Origin of the sequence: Nonomuraea sp. NPDC049028 (assembly GCF_043197735.1) — a bacterium.
GTDB lineage: Bacteria > Actinomycetota > Actinomycetes > Streptosporangiales > Streptosporangiaceae > Nonomuraea.
In genome coordinates this window covers 1-16,381 of the sequence record NZ_JBICTR010000027.1, presented here as the reverse complement: position 1 = coordinate 16,381, position 16,381 = coordinate 1, and the positions used below count along the sequence as shown (strand labels likewise).

Sequence of the window (16,381 nt, the reverse complement as noted above, 5' to 3'; positions counted from 1 at the left end):
CTTGCTGTGAGAGTGAAGGCGAGGTGGCCGGAGTTGGCGCTGGCGGTGGTGAAGGATCTGCGGGTGGCGCGTGCCCCGGCCACTGCGGAGGACCTGGAGGCGCTGGAGACCGACGTGCTGGCCGGGTTCGTGCCGGCCCGGACGGCAGCGGGGCTGTCGGACGGGACGATCTCCTCCGACGTGGTGCATCTGGAGCAGGTGCGGGTCTGGTTCGGCCAGCCGTTGTGGGAGATGGAACCGGCCGACGCCGATAAGTACTTCGGCAAGGTGCTACGCGCCACCGCCAGGGGCACCCGGCGGGCTCGGGCCCAGGCGATCAAGACGTTCTTTGCGTTCCTGGAGCTGCGTCACAAGGTCGAAATCCACCAGATGACCGGCCGCGTCATCGAGTGCCCGATCGACGAGATGAACCGGCCACGCGGCGGGACGCAGGGCAAGCTGCGCATCCCGCCCACCACTGACCAGGTCGATCGGCTGTTCGCCGGATGGCGGCAGGAGCTGACAACCTGCCGGAAGTTCGCCCCGACCGCCCGCAACTACACCGCCTGCCGGTTGATGGCCGAGGTCGGGCCGCGCGTGAACGAGGCCTGCAAGCTCGACCTGGCCGACATCAAGTGGGACCTGGGCCGCTTCGGCAAACTGCACGTCCGCCACGGCAAGGGCGCCCGTGGCTCCGGGCCACGCGAGCGCATGGTGCCGTTGATCAACAACGCCGCGGCGACACAGCGGTGGTTCGTCGAAGACGTGTGGGGGCACTTCGGTGACGACCACACCCGGCCCGGCGTGGCGCTGCCGCTGTCGGAGCGCAAGAACGCTGACGGATCGGTGGCCCGGGTCGGCGATGAAACGCTGCGGGCCGCGCTCGCCAAGGCCGCCGCCGCGCACCTGCCGGAATGGGCCGATGCCCTGACCCCGCACGTGCTGCGGCACTTTTGCGCCTCCCAGCTCTATCAGCAGGGCATGGACCTCATCGCCGTCCAGCAGCTGCTCGGCCACGCGTGGATCGCGACCACGATGAAGTACGTGCACGTCACCGGCACTCACATCGAAGACGCCTGGGCAGCGGGCCAGCAGCGCGCCGCCGCCCGGCTGGAAGGACTACGGCGATGAGATGGAACCTGCGGCTGGCCGCCGCCACCCGCGGCATCTGGAAAGCCTCTGAGCTGCAGCGGATGCTCGCCGAGCACGGCCTGACGATCAGCGCTGGAAAGATGTCCGGCCTGTGGTCGGGCGAGCCGGCCAGCATCAAGCTCGACGACCTCAACGTCCTCTGCGCCGTGCTGGGCTGCGGGGTCGAAGAGCTCCTCATCCCCGAGCCCGACAAGGTCAGACGCGTCGATGGCGGGCAGGACAAGCAGGTCACGGCAGCAGCCGCGGGTGGCCCACCCGTGGTTCCGAAGCGGAAGGACGGTCGTTCTCTGCCGCCTGCGTGACATGCCGCCGCGACGGGTTCTGCATGGTCCACAGAGCTGCATGGACTGCCTGGCCTGGGGAGTCCTCGGCGCTCGCCGATGCTCGGCCTGCACCGTGCTTCGACACTGTTACCCGGGCAGCGAGGGCGAATGCGCCGGATGCAACCGAACGGTCGCGCTAAAGAAGGGCTACTGCAGGTTGTGCTGGCAGCAGGCCGCTTATGAGTCGAAGGCCGCAGGCGGCCTGCCCCGCGGCGCGGTCTCGGTCCTGGAATCCGGGGAAAGACTGCCGTTCCAGCAGCCGTTCTTCGACCGGATGAAACGACGCCGCCCCGAAAGCCCAGTCCATGAACAGGGATGGCGGTCGCGGCCCAAGCCGCCTCCGCCGCCTGCGGTCCGGCCCACCGAGCGGTGGACCCAGCTGAGACTGTTCGAAGCACGCCGGGACTTCACTCGGTTCGACGAGAGCGCCGATGTCGATCTCGCCAATCCGTGGCTGAGCTGGGCGCTCTATCTCGCCTATCGGCGGGGCGAGGCGCGCGGGTGGCGACGTGGTGTTCGATTCGCCGTCCGGCGCGCCCTGATCATCGTGTTGTCCCGGCACAGCTGCCTCGACGTCGTCTACTTACTCGGAGGTCTTCCCCGCGCTGCGCGCGCTCGGCATCACCGTCGAGCGGACCCTCGAGGTGCTCCAGGAGATGGGGGTGTTCGTCGATGACCGGCCGCAGGCCTTCGACGGGTGGCTGGAAGCCAAGCTCGAAGGACTCGCCCCAGGCATCCGAGACGACGTCGAGGCCTGGGCGCGGGCGCTGCGCTTATCTTCCGCAACCCGACCCGCGGCATCCGCATCGGCCAGCATCCTTACGGGCTTGTCCAGCGGCCCGACCAGGACGCCATCGACCGGGCGACCGAAGCCGCCACTACCCCGGCCGCCCGGCTCGTGCTCATGCTCGCCGCCGTTCACGCCGCCCGCACCGGCGCCATCCGCTTCCTGCTGCTCGATGACGTCGACCTCGGCAACCGACGGCTCACCATCGCCGGCCGCACCCGCCCCATCGATGAGTTCACCCATCAGATCCCGCTCGAATGGCTCGATTACCGGCGCACCCGCTGGCCGAACACAGCCAATCCTCACCTGTTGATCAATCAGCTGAGTGCCCTCGGCACCGGTCCGGTCTCCAAGATCTACTTCGCCAAGAGTCTCCGCGGTCAGGCTGCGACGCTCGAACGCCTCCGCGTTGATCGGCAGCTCGAAGAAGCCCTCACGCACGGCCCGGACCCGCTCCGCCTCGCCGCAGTGTTCGGCCTCGATCCCAAGACCGCCATCCGCTATGCCGAGAACGCCAGCGTCCTACTGGCCACCGGAGCCGAAGAGCAAGACCCCGCCAGTCGCGACGAACCCAAGGGTCGAAACGGTCCATGAGGGATGAAGACCCTTCGGTTCAATCCGATGAACCTTCAGTTCGCATGAACTCTGGGACTTCCTCGGGGTTGAGGAAAACCCCGACAGCCAACGCGATGCCCTCACGACAGCAGGCTGTGACCGGATCTTCGTCGACAAGGCCTCAGGGAAGATCGACCGCCGTCCCGAGCTCGACAAGGCGCTGGACTACCTCCGGCCCGGTGACACCTTCGTCATCACCCGCCTTTCCCGGGCGGCCCGTTCGCTGCGCCATCTGCTGGACCTGGCGGCCCAGCTCGGCGCGCGCGAGGTCGATCTCTTGGTACTGAAACAGGGCATCGACACCTCGACACCGTCGGGGCGGCTGCAGTTCCACATGTTCGGCGCGTTCGACGAGTTCCTCCGCGAGCTCATCGTGGAGGGCACCCTTGAAGGGCTGGCTTCGGCGCGGGCACGCGGCCGCGTCGGCGGACGTCCCCCCGCCCTGGATGAGCACGGCGTGGAGATGGCCCGCGCGCTGTACGAGGTGAAAGGCGAGGACGGTAAGCGGCGCTACACCGTCCAGCAGATCGCCGACCGGCTCGGCGTCAGTCGTGCCACGATCTACCGCCACCTTGACCCCGACAAGCCGGTCTCGGCGTAGGAGGAGCACGGTGCTGCCCCCATCACCTACTACGGCGGCAAGGCCAAGCTCGCCGAGCAAATCGCCGTCATGCTGCGCGAGCACACCCACTACGTCGAATCACGCTCCGGCCCAACCCACGTCACCCGTCCCCCGAGAACAAGACGAACCAGAACCGCGCCGCGAGAGAAGAGTCCCAGCTCAGAGGTTAATCTTGAGTTGAGGGGCTGTTGAGGCTTGGCTGCAAGGGAGCCGCTATGTCGCCCGGGCCGCCTACAGATCGACACGCCCGTCGGCCGAGAAGAGCCACCGAACACCACACAGGATTAGCCGAAGTCACCTCAAAGAGATTGACAGGTAACCGCACCAGTTCGTACTCGGTGCCCATCTCCGGGAAGGAGAGGCGGAGCGCCGCTGGCCTCAGCGCTGGCCTGGGTCGGTGACTGATCGGCTCAGCGGCGGATGCGGTAGCGGATGTGGGTGGCCTCCGGTGTGTCGATCACCTGAACGATCTCCAGTTCGATCTCCGACGGCAAGACGTCGAACAGCCGGCGGCCGGCGCCCAGCAGCACCGGGATGTGATGGATCTGCACCTCATCCAGTACCCCGGCCTCGAGTGCCTGTTGCACCGTGTAGGCGCCGCCACGCACCTGAACGTCCCGGCCCCCGGCGGCGGCCTTCGCCTGCGCCATCGCGCTTTCGATCCCGTCGTTCACATATGTCACCAGCGGATGACCCCAACGGGCGGCCGGGCTGGGCGGCCGGTGACTGGGGACGAAGATCGGGAGACCGTCGTGATCGCCTCCCCAGTGATCCATGAGTTCGGCGGTCCGCCGCCCTGCGAGGACCGCACCAGCCGCCTTCCATTCGGCTTGGAACTGCTGGATCGGCCCGGACGACGGACCGGTCTGCGGGCCCGCGTCAGCCCACTTGTGCAGCCGCTCGCCATCGTCGCCCCCGAGATAGTCGTTGGGATCGGCGACGTACCCGTCGAGCGACATTGACATGTCGAGCACTGATTTGGACATAGTCCGCTCCCTGTCTGCGACGGTGTAACTCCTCAGCCACGGCGCCTGCTCCCGAGTTCGGCGACTAACTGTGTCTCCATAACACTGTGTATCATAGATACAGTTTTTTAGGGTGGGCAAGTGGGAGGCTGCGATGTCGGCTAACGAGGATCCGATGGCACTGGCCGAACTGTTGTGGGGCCTGCGGAAGCCGCGCACCAGGGGCCCCAGGCCCGCCTTCGACCTCGCCCAAGTGGCCGACGCCGCTGTCAAGGTCGCCGATACCGAGGGACTGGAGGCGGTCTCGATGCATCGGGTAGCCGCCGAGCTCGGCCTCACCAAAATGGCCCTGTACCGCTATGTCAACGGCAAATCTGAGCTGAGTGCAATCATGATCGAGGCGGCGGTCGGCACACCCCCCGACTTGAGCGGCGTGACCAGCTGGCGGACCAAGCTGGAAGAGTACGCCCGCCAACTGTCCGCCGCCTGGCGACGCCACCCCTGGCTGCCGTCGATCACCGTGGGCGACCGCGTCATGGGTCCATGCGAAACTGGATGGCCCGAAAGAGCCCTCAGCGCTCTGGCCGACACGCCCCTGACCGAACGCGAACGGCTGGACGCGGTCATGCTGGTCTCCCACCACATCCGCGCCACCCACCCAGCCGCCACCCAAGGCACTCAGACCTGGACGGACGGCAGGGCCGCCCCCATCATGCGCGACCTGCTACTCCGCAACGCCGACCGTTTCCCGCTGCTGGCCACCACCATGGCCATCCCCTCGGCCACCACGACCCAGGAATTCGGCCTGCACACCCTCCTCGACGGCCTCGAACACACCATCACCCAACGCACTCGAAACAGCGGCGACGAATCAGCAGCTTCGAGTCCAGCTCCTCCGTAAGGAGCAGCGGCGCCCGACCGGGATGGATGGAGTGGTGCGGTCGCTGAGCTTGTTGTCGGACAACGACGGGGGCCTGAACTACTGCGTTCCGCTCGGGACGCGGGAACCGATGATGATCAGAACTCCTCATTTCTGAGACCACGAAGAGTAGCGATGATTACATAGAGCTACTTTGGGGCTGGTCGCGCCGACCCGAGTGGTGGGCCCAGTAGCTGCCGGTGGAACGACCGGGGGGACGGACTCGAAGCCACGTCATGGGCCTGCTGGGCGGCCTGCTCGGGGCCCTGGGGGTCTTATTGGTCGGTGTCGTCGCTCTCAGCTCGGGCTGGATCGCGCAGGGGCCGCAGCCCGTCTGCGGGCTGGGATGCGGTGAACCTGTTTCTTGATGGCCTGGGTGATGCGAGCGGGACTCACGCGCAGCCGTTCGGCGGTCCGGCCGAAGTGCAGCTCTTCAGCCAGGGTCAGGAAGATCTCGATGTCCCGAAGATCCACGATCCTCCTTCCTTAACTCGGCGATTAATACACTCTTGCGCAGTTTGGCGTTGTTCCACGTGGTGGTCCGGACTGATCCTAGTTGCCGGAAGATTCAGACCACTTCTGGAGTGACGAGATGACGTCTCTGCTGGGCAAGACGGCGTTGGTGACCGGGGCCTCGCGGGGAATCGGGCAGGCCGTCGCGCGGCGGCTGGCGGCCGACGGGGCGCTAGTGGCCGTGCACTACGGCAGCAACGCGGCAGCCGTCCACGAGACCGTGCAGCTGATCGAGAAGGGCGGCGGCCGGGCCTTCGCGGTACGGGCCGAGCTGGGCATGGCCGGGGACATGGACACCCTGTTCACCGCGCTGGAGGCGGGTCTGCTCGCGTGGACCGGCCAGGTGCGGCTGGACATCCTGGTCAACAACGCCGCCATCACCGCCGACTCGATCGAGACGATCACCCCGGAGACGTTTGACCGGCTGATCGCGGTCAACACCAAGGCGCCGCTGTTCATCATCCAGCGGGCTCTGCCGCTGCTGAACGACGGCGGCCGGATCATCAACCTGTCCACGGCGGCGACCAGGATCGCGATGCCCGAGCAGCCGTACGCGATGAGCAAGGCCGCCGTCGAGGTGCTCAGCCGCTCCCTCGCTCAGTTGGTCGGCGGGCGCGGTATCACGGTCAACGCCGTGGCGCCCGGGCCGACGGTCACCGACATGAACCCGTGGATGCTGGATGACCCCGAGGCGCAGCAGGTGGTGGGCAGCGGCAACGCCATCCCCCGGGTTGGGCACCCCGCCGACATCGCCGACGTGGTGGCCTTCCTGGCCTCCGAGGCGGGCCGCTGGGTGACCGGGCAGATCATCGACGCTTCCGGCGGCTCCTTTCTCGGCCCCCGGATTTGAGCTGACAGCAGCGCCGGCCGCTGCCTCCACGAACGTCATCGCCCTACGGGGCCGTGTCAGCGGCTGCGTCAGGACGGCGACGGTCCGGCGTCAGAGCGTTCGGCGATGGTGGAGCCACGAACGGTTCAGCGATCGCGGCCCGGGACGGGACGCAACGCCTGAGTGGTCATACAGGAAAACGACATTTTGCAGCACAGGGAGCACACCATGCGTAAGTTCAACACCGCCGCCCCGATCACCACTGTCCTGAACATCCCCGCCGGACGCGTGCAGTTCATCGCCGCCGACCGGGCCGACACCACCGTCGAGGTCCTGCCCGCGAGCGCCGCTAAGGGCCGCGACGTCAAGGCCGCCGAGCAGACCACGGTCGACTACGCCGACGGCGTCCTGCGGGTCGAGACCGCGACGAAGAACCAGTACCTCGGCCCGACCGGAGCCATCGAGGTGACGATCCAGCTGCCCACCGGTTCCCGCGTCGAGGCGAAGACGGAGAGCGCCGAACTGCGGACCGTCGGCCGCCTCGGCGACGTCACCTTCGAAGGCGCGTACCACCAGATCAAGCTGGACGAGACCGCAAGCCTCCGCCTCACCGCGACCGACGGCGACGTCGAGGTCGACCGGCTGGGCGGCGCCGCGGAGATCAGCACCGCACGGGGCGACATCCGGATCGCCGAGGCCACCGGCGGCAAGGTCGTGCTCCGCACCCAGTCCGGCGACATCTTGGTCACCGCCGCCGCGGGCGTCTCGGCCTCCCTGGACGCCGGCACCTCCAACGGCCGCATCAACAACGCCCTCAAGAACAACGGCACCGCCGAACTCGACATCCAGGCCACCACCTCCAACGGCGACATCACCGCCCGCAGCCTCTGATCCACAGCTCGGCCCGCAGTGCCCGAGCACTGCCCGGCCACGGGGGCACGCTCGGCCGGCTCCTTCCCGCCGCAGGTCAGCTGCGGCATCACGACGGCGACGACCCGATATCAGAGCGGTGGCGGCCGCGGCCTCGGGCCACGCCGAGCTCACCCGTACGTGGCTCATCGAAGCCCTTGCGAACCGTCGGGTTGAGAACACGTTGCGCAATTCGCCCCTGCTCCGTCCTTGAGCAGGGCGAATGCGTAGTCATGCCGCGCCCGGTGATCGCCACGCCGGGGCATGGGAAACAGCGACAGCGGCTTGTCCGCGAGTGGGCTGCGCAGGCTGCATGACGTGCTGACCCGGCATGTCGAGTCCGGGAAGATCCCCGGGCTGGTCGCCCTGGTCGGCCGGTGCGGCATGACGGCGGCGCGCCGATGCGCCAGGACACGATCTTCCGGATGGCGTCCACGTCCAAGCCGGTCACGATCGCGGCGGCGATGGTGTTGCTGGATGAGTGCCGGCTGCGGCTGGATGACCTGGTGGAGCCGTGGTTGCCCGAGCTCGCCGACCGGCGGGTGCTCAAGCGGGTCGACGGCCCGTTGGACGACACCGTGCCGGCGCGGCGGCCGATCACCGTCCGGGATCTGCTCACCAGCACGTTCGGGATCGGCATGGACCTGACGTCGCTGGGCACTCCGATCATGGACGCGATCTTCGAGCAGGGGCTCACCCCCAATCCGATGCTCGAGCCGGATGAGTGGATGCGCCGCCTTGGCGCGCTTCCGTTGATGCACCAGCCCGGCGAGCGCTGGCAATACCACACCAGCAGCGATCTGCTCGGCGTGCTGGTCGCCAGGGTCACCGGCCAGTCGTTCGCGACATTTTTGCGCGAGCGTGTTCTCGATCCGCTGGGGATGACCGACACCGCCTTCCACGTGCCCGCCGACAAGATCGACCGGCTGCCGCCGAGCTACGTCCCCGACCCGCAGACCGGCGAGTTCAACGTATGGGACGACGCCAAGGAGGGGCGGTGGAGCCGGCCTCCGGTGTTCCAGGACGGCGGCGGCGGGCTGGTCTCCACCGCCGACGACTACCACGCCTACTTCCGGATGCTGCTCACCGGCGGGATGCACGACGGCGAACGGATCTTGTCGCGGCCCGCTGTGGAGCTGATGACCACCAACAGCCTGACCCCCGAGCAGAACGCCGCCCGCACCGCCATGGCTCGCGACAACGTCCATGTGGGGTTCGGCCAAGGCCAGCACGGCGGCTGGGGCTTCGGGATGGCGGTGCGCACCTACCGTGGCGACTACGCGCCCATCGGCCAGTTCGGCTGGGACGGCGGAACCGGTACCGCGGTCTACGCCGACCCGGACAACCAGCTCGTCGGCATCCTGCTCACCCAGGTCGGGATGTCCACCCCGGATTCGGCGCGGCTCATCCACGACTTCTGGACCACGCTGTACCAGGCGATCGACGACTGACACCGAGCCGGCGCCGGGTGGGCCTCGACCTCAACCCACGGCACACAACGGTCAGCCATTGCCGGGGAGAACCGTCGACGTTTCCGCGCGGCCTGGGCTTGGCCCTGTTTGCCGGGCCTTGAGCAGCAAGCGAACGGTCAGTGACGGTAGCAAGCCGGAGCCGGCCAGGATTACCGCCATCCAGCGTTCCGATGGCTGCCTCTCGTCTGATGACGGGTTTCTAGTGTCCTGAGTCAGTAATTCGTCTATGGTTCTTGGTTATGGGACGTCCGGGACCGAAGGTCGAGCCGACGCGTTGTGGCACAGGAGTATTTGTCCGCCGCACACGTTGACCGGTATGGCCGGTTCGCGGTGGACCCGACGCCGGAAGAACTGGAGAGGTTCTTCTTCCTGGACGCCGCCGCGCTGAAGGAAGCGCGGGACAAGCGGCGCTTGCACAATCGCCTGGGCTGGGCCATCCAATGGGGCACGGTGCGCATACTCGGCACGTTTCTGACCGACTCCGGCCCGGCCGACGTGCCGCAGGTGGTGGTCGAGTACGTGGCGCACGACGACCCCGCAGGGCAGAGTCTGCGCGTCGGCGGGGATGTTGTGGCCTACGGTGAGCAGGTCAACCAGCTGCGAGGCCGCACTCAGGGCCTGCTGGCGTTCTTCCGGTAGCGCATGGCGTGGTGTCACGTTCGTTCCTCAACAACGCACGCACCAGCATCGGACCCGGCTCCTTCGTCGTCCGCGGCCGCCGCGGTGGCGGCGATTCCACGACCAAGCCGCGGTGCCGATGACCCGCCTCGCCAACCGCGTCGTGCGCTCTGAACCCGCCCAGGGTCCGCTGCAGCTGCACCGCCTCGACCGCAAGACCGGGATCGCGTGCAGCCGGTGCGGCACCCGCAGCTAGACCACGGTAGTCGCCACCCCCGACGCAGACTGGACCAGGCTCGTCGACCGCGGCTGCTACGACGCGTGGAGCAAGCAGCTCGGGTGAACCCCGATGCACCGGATAACAGCCTATTCTCCGGTACATGACCCTCCCGGCCATCCCCGCGACCTGCGTCCGAGCATTCGTTCGACGAAGTTGCGGGCCCAGAGGACCTCGTTCTCCCGCTCGTATTCGAGGAACTCCACTCACGCTGCAGCGGCGGCGATATCCAGACTTTTCATCCGCGCCCTGTTGGTCATCATCTTGGCGAGCAGCCGGCCGGTGATCGGCAGTCGGGCGAGGCGGATCATCACGGACCGAAGCAGCAACTCGGCGCGGTTGCCTGGGGTGAAGAAACCGCGCATGCTCACACCGCTGCCGAGGTGGTGGTCGATGAACGGGCGCAGGTGGTCCTCCCAGTCCTGCAGCGCTCGTGGCACGTCGTGCGGGTGGCGTTCCAGCATGGTGCCGAGCAGGTCCGCCCCGGCCAGGCCGGTGGATGCCCCCATGCCGGAGTAAACGGTCAGGCACCACGCGGCGTCGCCGACGAGCACGACTCGGCCGCGGTGCCAGTGGTCGAGGTGCACCTGCTCGGCGGAGTCGAACAGGTGGTCCGGGGCCTTCTCGAACTGGTCGAGCAGCCAACCGAGCGTGGAGCCGGTGGGCTCGGGGCCGTAGGCGGCGCGCAGCGAGTCGATGGCCGGCCGGGTGAACTCGGCGTCCACGTCGTCGGTGCGGTAGGAGAACAGCACCGACGGCGGACGGTCGGCGAACGAGAACACCCACACCGATCGGCCCGCCTCGCCCATGTACAGCCCGTCCTGTAGGCGGTAGCCGGGTACCGGCTCGGGCAGGCTGTACACGGCGATCATGTAGTTCAGCCGACGGATCGGGCTCTGCTCGGGCTCGAACGCAAGCCGGCGCACCGTCGAGCGCAGTCCGTCTGCCCCGACCACCAGGTCGAACCGTTCGACGGTCGTCGTCTCCGTCGTCAGGTCGCGGATCTCGACGTCCACCCCGTCGACGTACTGGTCCAGCGCGATCGGCACGGTCGAGTACCGGATCTCGACCTCGTCGGGCAGGGCGGTGAAGGCCGCGTCTTCGATGTCGCCCCGCATCACCATTCGAGACCCGCCGAACACATCGGCGTAGCCCACACCGCGGCGGCGCCGGCCCGTGCGGTCGACGTCGTAGCTCACGCCTTCCGGAGCGAAGCGATTCGGCACCGCATCGGCGATGCCCAGCCGTTCGGCGGCGGCGAGCCCGGTCCCGAACAGGGCGATGAAGTATCCGCCGCGGCGCCGCTCGGGGGCCTTCTCCAGCACCACCACGTCCCAGCCCGCGCGATGCAGTCGCAGCGCGGAGGCGGTCCCGCTGATCCCGAGGCCGACCACCAGGGCCCGCTGTCGCGATGTCGTGTTCTTGTCCATGGGATTGCGGTCCGACATTGTCGTGTCCTCCATCTGGTTGGGGTGGGTCGGCCGTTCAGGAAGCCGAGGATGTGAAGTCGTCGAGGCGGGCGAGGAAGCCGAGGAGGGTGGCGTTGACCTCGGCGGGACGCTCCTGCTGCCTGCTTGCTGGGCATGACTGAAAACCGTCCGGAAACTGATCAGTTTCTAGACGGGAAAACAGATCGGTTTCCTCACCGATGAAGGTGAGGCGGGCGGGTGACGGGCTGAGATCTCAGGGCTTCAAGATCATCCTGTGGCCCCTTGTGGGCTTGCCTCGGCGATCCCCTGGAGGGCCGCGTCGGTGTCCGCGATGGCCAGCATCCTGTTGATGTCGGCGCCGGCCAGTGCGCCGGCCGCTGCGGAGGCCCCGACCTGGGCGACCAGATCGGTGACGTTGCCGGCCACCCACACACCCGGCACCTCGGTGGTGCCGGCCGTGCCGGAGGCGAAACCGCGGCCCTTCGGCAGGTCCTGCACCGGCAGGCCCAGACCTTCCAGGCCCTGGGTGCGGGCCTGCAGTTGCGCGGCGACCGCGAGGACGCGGCGGGCCACGACCTGGCCGTCGGCCAGGCGCACCCCGGCGAGGGCACCGTCCTCGTCGTCGACGACCTCGGTGACCGGGGTGTCGATGACGCGGATGCCGCGGGCGGCGAAGCGGGCGCGGCTGTCCTCGTCCAGGTCGGTGCCGTGGGTGAAGTAGGTCAGGTCCTCGGTCAGCTGACGGAACAGGTACGCGTGGTCGATGGAGACCGGACCGGTGGCGAGGATACCGATGGGCTCGTCGCGCACCTCCCAGCCGTGGCAGTACGGGCAGTGCACCACACTGTGCCCCCAGTGCTCGGCGAGCCCGGGCACCTGGGGCAGCACATCCGTGAGGCCGGTGGCCACCAGGATGCGGCGGGCGGTGATGCGGCGGCCGTCGGCCAGGATGACGGTGAACCGCAGGCCCCCGTCCGCCGACGGGGCGGCGGACTCGGCCGAGACCACCTCGCCGTGGACGACGCGTCCGCCGTACTGGCGCACCTGCTCCCGGCCCCGTCGAAGGATCTCGGGCGGCGGGGTGCCGTCCAAGGCGATCAAGCCGTGCACAGCCTCCGCGGGCGCGTTGCGCGGGGAGCCGCTGTCGATCACGACGACCGAGCGGCGGGAGCGGGCGAGGATCAGTGCACCGTTCAGCCCCGCGGCGCCCCCGCCGATCACCACCGCGTCGACGGCCCCCTTGGCCAGTGCGTCGCTCGCGTACGGAGAAGTCGTCACAGCCATGGCCTCCTGCCTTTCCTTGTCAGTCATGGTTCGGTCAACCCTTCGAGTTCTGGGTGGTGGGAGGGGGTCAGCTGTTCAGGAAGCCCAGGATGTGGTCGGCGACTGTCTTGGGCTGCTCCAGGTGCGGGAAGTGCCCTGCGCCGGGTACGACGATGCGTTCGAAGCCGTTCGTGAACAGGTCGTCCATGCCCTCGCTCACCTCCACGGAAAAGCAGTTGTCGCCGGCACCGTGGAGGTAGAGCGACGGGACGGTGATGGCACCGAACGCCCGGGCTTCCAGGGCTTGGGCCGCCTCGTCCGCGGGCGGCGGCGTGAACAACTGGCGGTAGTAGCCCAGGATCTCGGTCAGGACTCCCGGAGCACCCAGGGTTTCCTTGAGCGCGGCACGCTCCGCATCCGGCAGCTCGTAGCCGGGCGACCACTCCCGCCAGAGCCGGTCGATGAAGGCGAAGTCGTCGAGCTCGACGGCCGCCTCCGCCATGGCTGTCTGGAAGAAGAACATGTACCAGCTGCGCCGCTGCTGGTCACCGTCAGTGACCAATGCGGTCAGCAGTTGACGGCCATGGGGACCCGCCATGGTGACAAGCTTGCGGACACGCCTCGCGTCGAGGCTCGCTGCCGCGTACGCCGCCCCGGCACCGAAGTCGTGACCGATGAGATCCGCCTGCTCGCGCCCGAGCGCTTCGATGAGGGCCAGGACGTCCTGGCCGGTCGAGGCAATGCGATAGGAGCCGTCGGGAGCCGCGCCGCCGGGCCAGTATCCGCGCTGTGCGGGCGCGACCGCCCAGTACCCTTCCTGCGCAAGGCGGTCGAGGATCCCCGCCCAGCTGGCGGCATGGTCGGGAAACCCGTGGAGGCACACCACGAGCGGCCCGCTGCCGGCCTCAAGGATCGGAACCTCCAGCCCGCCTGCCTGAACCGTCCGATGACGGACGCGGTCGGTCGCCTGGGACCCCCTGGCCGGGGAGTCCGCGCCAGACGACGGTCGCTGGGTCACCTGTGTCATGAGTTCAACCCCCAAGCCGCCTTCGCGGCGTCGCGGTCCGGCAAGCCCGGACCAAGCAGCAAGTACGGCTGACGGCGACCAGGACGCTGACGCCGATCACGGAGCCGATCTGCTGGACCATGTTTGAGCGGAATCGCTTAATTGCCCATCGATGTGCAGACTAGTTTGTTGCCCGTCGATGTGCAAATATCGCGATGACTCCCTCCTCCCACCCGCCTTCGAGGTACCGACGTGACCAGCCGACCAGCACGAACACCGACGACGAGGCCGAGGCGGTCTCCGGCCTGGCCCCACGAGACGCCGCCCCCTCCTGCTCCGACTTCGACCTCGACTTCGGCGCAGCGTCGGGACGCGCGGGCCACCCGTGCCCGGATCCTCGACGCCGCTCGGCGGGAACTGACCCGCGACCCCGACAGCCGCCTGGAGGACATCGCCGCCGCCGCCGGTGTGGCCCGGCGCACCGTGTACGTCCACTTCGCCGGCCGGACCGCGCTCGTCGAGTGCCTGGCCGCCGAGGCCGCGGAGGCGATCCGGCGCGCCGTCGCGGGTGCCCCGGCCCCGACCCCCGACGCCGTCGCGGACCTGGCGCGATTCGTCCTCATGATGTGGCCCGTCGGCGACCGCTACCGCACCCTCATCCGGCTGGCCCGCGGCCAGGACCTCGCCCCCGCACGCGTCGACGAACTGCTGACCCCCGCCCGCGACATGGCCACGAGAGTCTTCGCCCACGGCCGCCGACAGGGCGTCTTCCAGATCACCGTCCCGCCCGACCCGCTCGCCCGAGCCATCGAGGCCCAACTGCTGGCCCTGCTCGACTGCGTCGACCGCGGCCTGTGCCCCGACGACGGCACCGGCGCCGCAACCGCCGCCCTCATCGCCGCCGGAGTCGCCCCGGACACCGCCGCCGCGAAGGTCGATCACGTACGGAAGACCGGGTCGCCCCCGAGTCCCGTCTGAAACCCGTGCCCGCACCCCCCTCGCACTCACACATGTCCGCCCCCAACTCCCTGTCCCCCGAAGCCCTTTGGAGGAGGGCCGATGTACCGCCCCCGCCCCGAGCACGACCGTGACCAGGAGTGCGAGTTTTCGTACTCGTACTCGCACGAACCCGCCGACGGCTCCGACCGCCCGCTGCCGGTGACCGAACTCGCCCTGCGGATGGACGGGTTGACGAAGCCGGACGACGACAGCGAGGCTCGGACCCGCTCGTCGGAGGCGACCGTCTTCCTGTCGTACGCGGACCTGTCCGACGCCCTGGGCCTGGAACTGACCCGGGGCTACGGTTCCGACCGGATCCGCGCCCGCGTCCTAACCACCCTCGGCTTCGAGGTCACCGCGACGACGACCGTCTCGGCGGCCTCCGGCAACCGCGTCACCTTCAAGGACTTCAAGGTCGCGGGCCGCGACGACGCCCGGGATACCTCGTCGAACGGGTCGGCCGGAGAGAAATCAGGTGCCGTGGGCCGGAAGAGCCGTAGCCATCGCCGACGCAACCTCCTCGACCACCGCGCTCGCCCGATCCTCCGGCACGCCGGCCGCGATGAGGGTGGCCGTGGCGATCCGGTGCCCGTCGTCCTCCAGCGCGCCGGTGTTGACGGACTCCACCAGAGCTACGATCAACGCCATCAGGCCTGCGCTCTGCACGGCCGGCGGCAGATGGGAGTGGAAGACGCCGTCCCGCTGCCCGCGATCCAGGATCCCGATGGCGGCCTCCCGGGCCGGCGCGAGCACCTCGTCGAGGCGCTCGGAGCCGAGGTCCCGCCGGGTGAGCGCCAGCAGCATGCGGTAGCGGTCGCCCACGGGCCACATCCGGAGTACGAACCGCGCCAACGCCCACTCGGCCGACTCCGCCGGCTCCCCCGACTCCGGCCCGGCCTGCACCGTGCTCCGCAACGTCTCGGCGGCTTCCTCGGCGAGCGCCTCCAGCAGCGCCGCCCGCCCCGGGAAGTGCCCGAAGAGGGTGCGCCGGACGACCCCGGCGGCCCGCGCCAGCTCCTCCAGCGTGACATCGGGGTTCCGCCCCAGCTCCTCACGGGCCGTGGCCAGGATGCGCGCCCGGTTGGACCGCGAATTACGGCGCAGGGGCTCGCGGGCCACGGGCTTGCTCACGGAGAACCTCGCAGCATCAAAGGACGGACGAACGGCCCCCCATTTTGTCATGCCGAGCCGAAGCCCCCGTATCACGCCCCACCGGCCGCTCCCTCACGCGGGACCGGCCCCACCTCGTGGCCCGAAGCTCGGCCGACGCGGAACCGAGCGCGCCCGGTGCGGCCCTCGCGCTTGTTCCTCGACGAGAGCCCCGGTGCGCCGGGCGCCGCCGCCGACCTCGTCCGTCGCGGCCATCCCACCGGCCACCCCCCGTCGGATCAGACCGCGAACTCCCGGATCACCATGTTCCGGAACACCGCCTGCCCGTCGATGGTGAACAGGGCCAGCCCGGTGTCGGACGGGTCGGGGAAGACCTCGGTCGAGTGCGCGTACCGGCCGTCGTCGACGAACATCTCGACGGACGTGCGGTCGACGAGGACGCGCAGGCGGACCGTGCGGGCGGACAGGTGGAAGGGCGTCCGGCTCTCCTGCCAGCGGGCTGCGCAACACGATCGGGATGAGCAAGCTGCGCGAGGTCGTCACCGAAGGCTGGAAGAAGCTGCCACGCGATCACGGCCGGCTCTCGGCGCTGC

The 16,381-nt window shown here is 68.9% G+C and carries 16 protein-coding genes and 2 pseudogenes; 11 read left to right on the top strand and 7 right to left on the bottom strand.

Annotation, left to right across the window (positions count from 1 at the left end; genetic code table 11):
- The first annotated feature begins 6 nt into the window (after positions 1-6).
- The 5 genes and pseudogenes from ACGFJ2_RS57925 (at position 7) to ACGFJ2_RS57905 (ending at position 3,457) form a co-directional block, all read left to right on the top strand.
- A complete protein-coding gene (locus ACGFJ2_RS57925) occupies positions 7-1,110 on the top strand; it encodes a tyrosine-type recombinase/integrase (RefSeq protein WP_393483784.1) in 1,104 nt (367 codons plus the stop codon).
- Positions 1,107-1,433: a helix-turn-helix domain-containing protein gene (locus ACGFJ2_RS57920; protein ID WP_393483781.1), complete on the top strand. Its 327-nt coding sequence runs from the start codon at positions 1,107-1,109 to the stop codon at positions 1,431-1,433. The genes ACGFJ2_RS57925 and ACGFJ2_RS57920 overlap by 4 nt, the downstream gene beginning before the upstream one ends.
- A gap of 919 nt (positions 1,434-2,352) precedes the next feature.
- Positions 2,353-2,835 carry a hypothetical protein gene (locus tag ACGFJ2_RS57915; RefSeq protein ID WP_393483778.1) on the top strand — a complete coding sequence of 161 codons (483 nt, stop codon included), beginning with the start codon at positions 2,353-2,355 and terminating at the stop codon, positions 2,833-2,835.
- Between the two features lie 88 nt (positions 2,836-2,923).
- A pseudogene (locus ACGFJ2_RS57910) lies at positions 2,924-3,265 on the top strand (recombinase family protein); the annotation flags it as partial.
- Positions 3,251-3,457 carry a helix-turn-helix domain-containing protein gene (locus tag ACGFJ2_RS57905; protein ID WP_393483818.1) on the top strand — a complete coding sequence of 69 codons (207 nt, stop codon included), beginning with the start codon at positions 3,251-3,253 and terminating at the stop codon, positions 3,455-3,457. The pseudogene ACGFJ2_RS57910 and the gene ACGFJ2_RS57905, both read left to right, overlap by 15 nt.
- Positions 3,458-3,888: 431 nt before the next feature.
- Here the strand turns inward: ACGFJ2_RS57905 and ACGFJ2_RS57900 are convergent, their stop codons facing one another.
- Positions 3,889-4,464: a dihydrofolate reductase family protein gene (locus ACGFJ2_RS57900; RefSeq protein WP_393483775.1), complete on the bottom strand. Its 576-nt coding sequence runs from the start codon at positions 4,462-4,464 to the stop codon at positions 3,889-3,891.
- A gap of 133 nt (positions 4,465-4,597) precedes the next feature.
- Here ACGFJ2_RS57900 and ACGFJ2_RS57895 point away from each other — a divergent pair, with 133 nt between their 5' ends.
- A complete protein-coding gene (locus tag ACGFJ2_RS57895) occupies positions 4,598-5,344 on the top strand; it encodes a TetR/AcrR family transcriptional regulator (protein WP_357961127.1) in 747 nt (248 codons plus the stop codon).
- Positions 5,345-5,659: 315 nt separating this feature from the next.
- Here the strand turns inward: ACGFJ2_RS57895 and ACGFJ2_RS57890 are convergent, their stop codons facing one another.
- Positions 5,660-5,836 (bottom strand): LysR family transcriptional regulator, encoded by a 177-nt coding sequence (locus tag ACGFJ2_RS57890; RefSeq protein WP_393483771.1) that lies wholly within the window; start codon positions 5,834-5,836, stop codon positions 5,660-5,662.
- Between the two features lie 118 nt (positions 5,837-5,954).
- On the opposite strand from ACGFJ2_RS57890, the gene ACGFJ2_RS57885 reads away from it, so the two are divergent.
- The 4 genes from ACGFJ2_RS57885 (at position 5,955) to ACGFJ2_RS57870 (ending at position 9,724) form a co-directional block, all read left to right on the top strand.
- Complete coding sequence (locus ACGFJ2_RS57885; RefSeq protein WP_393483768.1) at positions 5,955-6,725, top strand: SDR family oxidoreductase; 771 nt, start codon at positions 5,955-5,957, stop codon at positions 6,723-6,725.
- Positions 6,726-6,932: 207 nt separating this feature from the next.
- Positions 6,933-7,595: a DUF4097 family beta strand repeat-containing protein gene (locus tag ACGFJ2_RS57880; RefSeq protein ID WP_393483765.1), complete on the top strand. Its 663-nt coding sequence runs from the start codon at positions 6,933-6,935 to the stop codon at positions 7,593-7,595.
- A 395-nt stretch (positions 7,596-7,990) separates the two neighbouring features.
- Entirely contained in the window at positions 7,991-9,064 is a 1,074-nt protein-coding gene (locus tag ACGFJ2_RS57875) for a serine hydrolase domain-containing protein (protein ID WP_393483763.1), read from the top strand.
- A gap of 312 nt (positions 9,065-9,376) precedes the next feature.
- Positions 9,377-9,724, top strand: coding sequence for a DUF4158 domain-containing protein (locus ACGFJ2_RS57870; protein ID WP_393483760.1), 348 nt, complete (start codon positions 9,377-9,379; stop codon positions 9,722-9,724).
- 462 nt (positions 9,725-10,186) lie between these two features.
- Here ACGFJ2_RS57870 and ACGFJ2_RS57865 read toward each other — a convergent pair whose 3' ends face one another.
- The 3 genes from ACGFJ2_RS57865 to ACGFJ2_RS57855 form a co-directional block, all read right to left on the bottom strand.
- Entirely contained in the window at positions 10,187-11,443 is a 1,257-nt protein-coding gene (locus ACGFJ2_RS57865) for an FAD-dependent monooxygenase (RefSeq protein WP_393483757.1), read from the bottom strand.
- Positions 11,444-11,677: 234 nt separating this feature from the next.
- A complete protein-coding gene (locus ACGFJ2_RS57860) occupies positions 11,678-12,688 on the bottom strand; it encodes an NAD(P)/FAD-dependent oxidoreductase (RefSeq protein ID WP_393483754.1) in 1,011 nt (336 codons plus the stop codon).
- Positions 12,689-12,761: 73 nt separating this feature from the next.
- Positions 12,762-13,700: an alpha/beta fold hydrolase gene (locus ACGFJ2_RS57855; protein WP_393483751.1), complete on the bottom strand. Its 939-nt coding sequence runs from the start codon at positions 13,698-13,700 to the stop codon at positions 12,762-12,764.
- A 231-nt stretch (positions 13,701-13,931) separates the two neighbouring features.
- On the opposite strand from ACGFJ2_RS57855, the gene ACGFJ2_RS57850 reads away from it, so the two are divergent.
- On the top strand, positions 13,932-14,657 hold the full coding sequence (locus ACGFJ2_RS57850) for a TetR/AcrR family transcriptional regulator (protein WP_393483748.1): 726 nt from the start codon (positions 13,932-13,934) through the stop codon (positions 14,655-14,657).
- Between the two features lie 492 nt (positions 14,658-15,149).
- On the opposite strand, the gene ACGFJ2_RS57845 is transcribed toward ACGFJ2_RS57850, so the two are convergent.
- A complete protein-coding gene (locus ACGFJ2_RS57845; protein WP_357961151.1) occupies positions 15,150-15,809 on the bottom strand; it encodes a TetR family transcriptional regulator in 660 nt (219 codons plus the stop codon).
- A gap of 257 nt (positions 15,810-16,066) precedes the next feature.
- Positions 16,067-16,261, bottom strand: a pseudogene (locus ACGFJ2_RS57840) (GH32 C-terminal domain-containing protein); the annotation flags it as partial.
- Between the last annotated feature and the right edge of the window lie 120 nt (positions 16,262-16,381).

Excerpts from the sequence above, each read along its gene's own strand:
- ACGFJ2_RS57880 (WP_393483765.1), top strand. The coding sequence starts at position 6,933 with ATGCGTAAGTTCAACACCGCCGCCCCGATCACCACTGTCCTGAACATC.
- ACGFJ2_RS57855 (WP_393483751.1), bottom strand. The coding sequence starts at position 13,700 with ATGACACAGGTGACCCAGCGACCGTCGTCTGGCGCGGACTCCCCGGCC.
- ACGFJ2_RS57895 (WP_357961127.1), top strand. The coding sequence starts at position 4,598 with ATGTCGGCTAACGAGGATCCGATGGCACTGGCCGAACTGTTGTGGGGC.
- ACGFJ2_RS57865 (WP_393483757.1), bottom strand. The coding sequence starts at position 11,443 with ATGGAGGACACGACAATGTCGGACCGCAATCCCATGGACAAGAACACG.
- ACGFJ2_RS57900 (WP_393483775.1), bottom strand. The coding sequence starts at position 4,464 with ATGTCCAAATCAGTGCTCGACATGTCAATGTCGCTCGACGGGTACGTC.
- ACGFJ2_RS57920 (WP_393483781.1), top strand. The coding sequence starts at position 1,107 with ATGAGATGGAACCTGCGGCTGGCCGCCGCCACCCGCGGCATCTGGAAA.
- ACGFJ2_RS57885 (WP_393483768.1), top strand. The coding sequence starts at position 5,955 with ATGACGTCTCTGCTGGGCAAGACGGCGTTGGTGACCGGGGCCTCGCGG.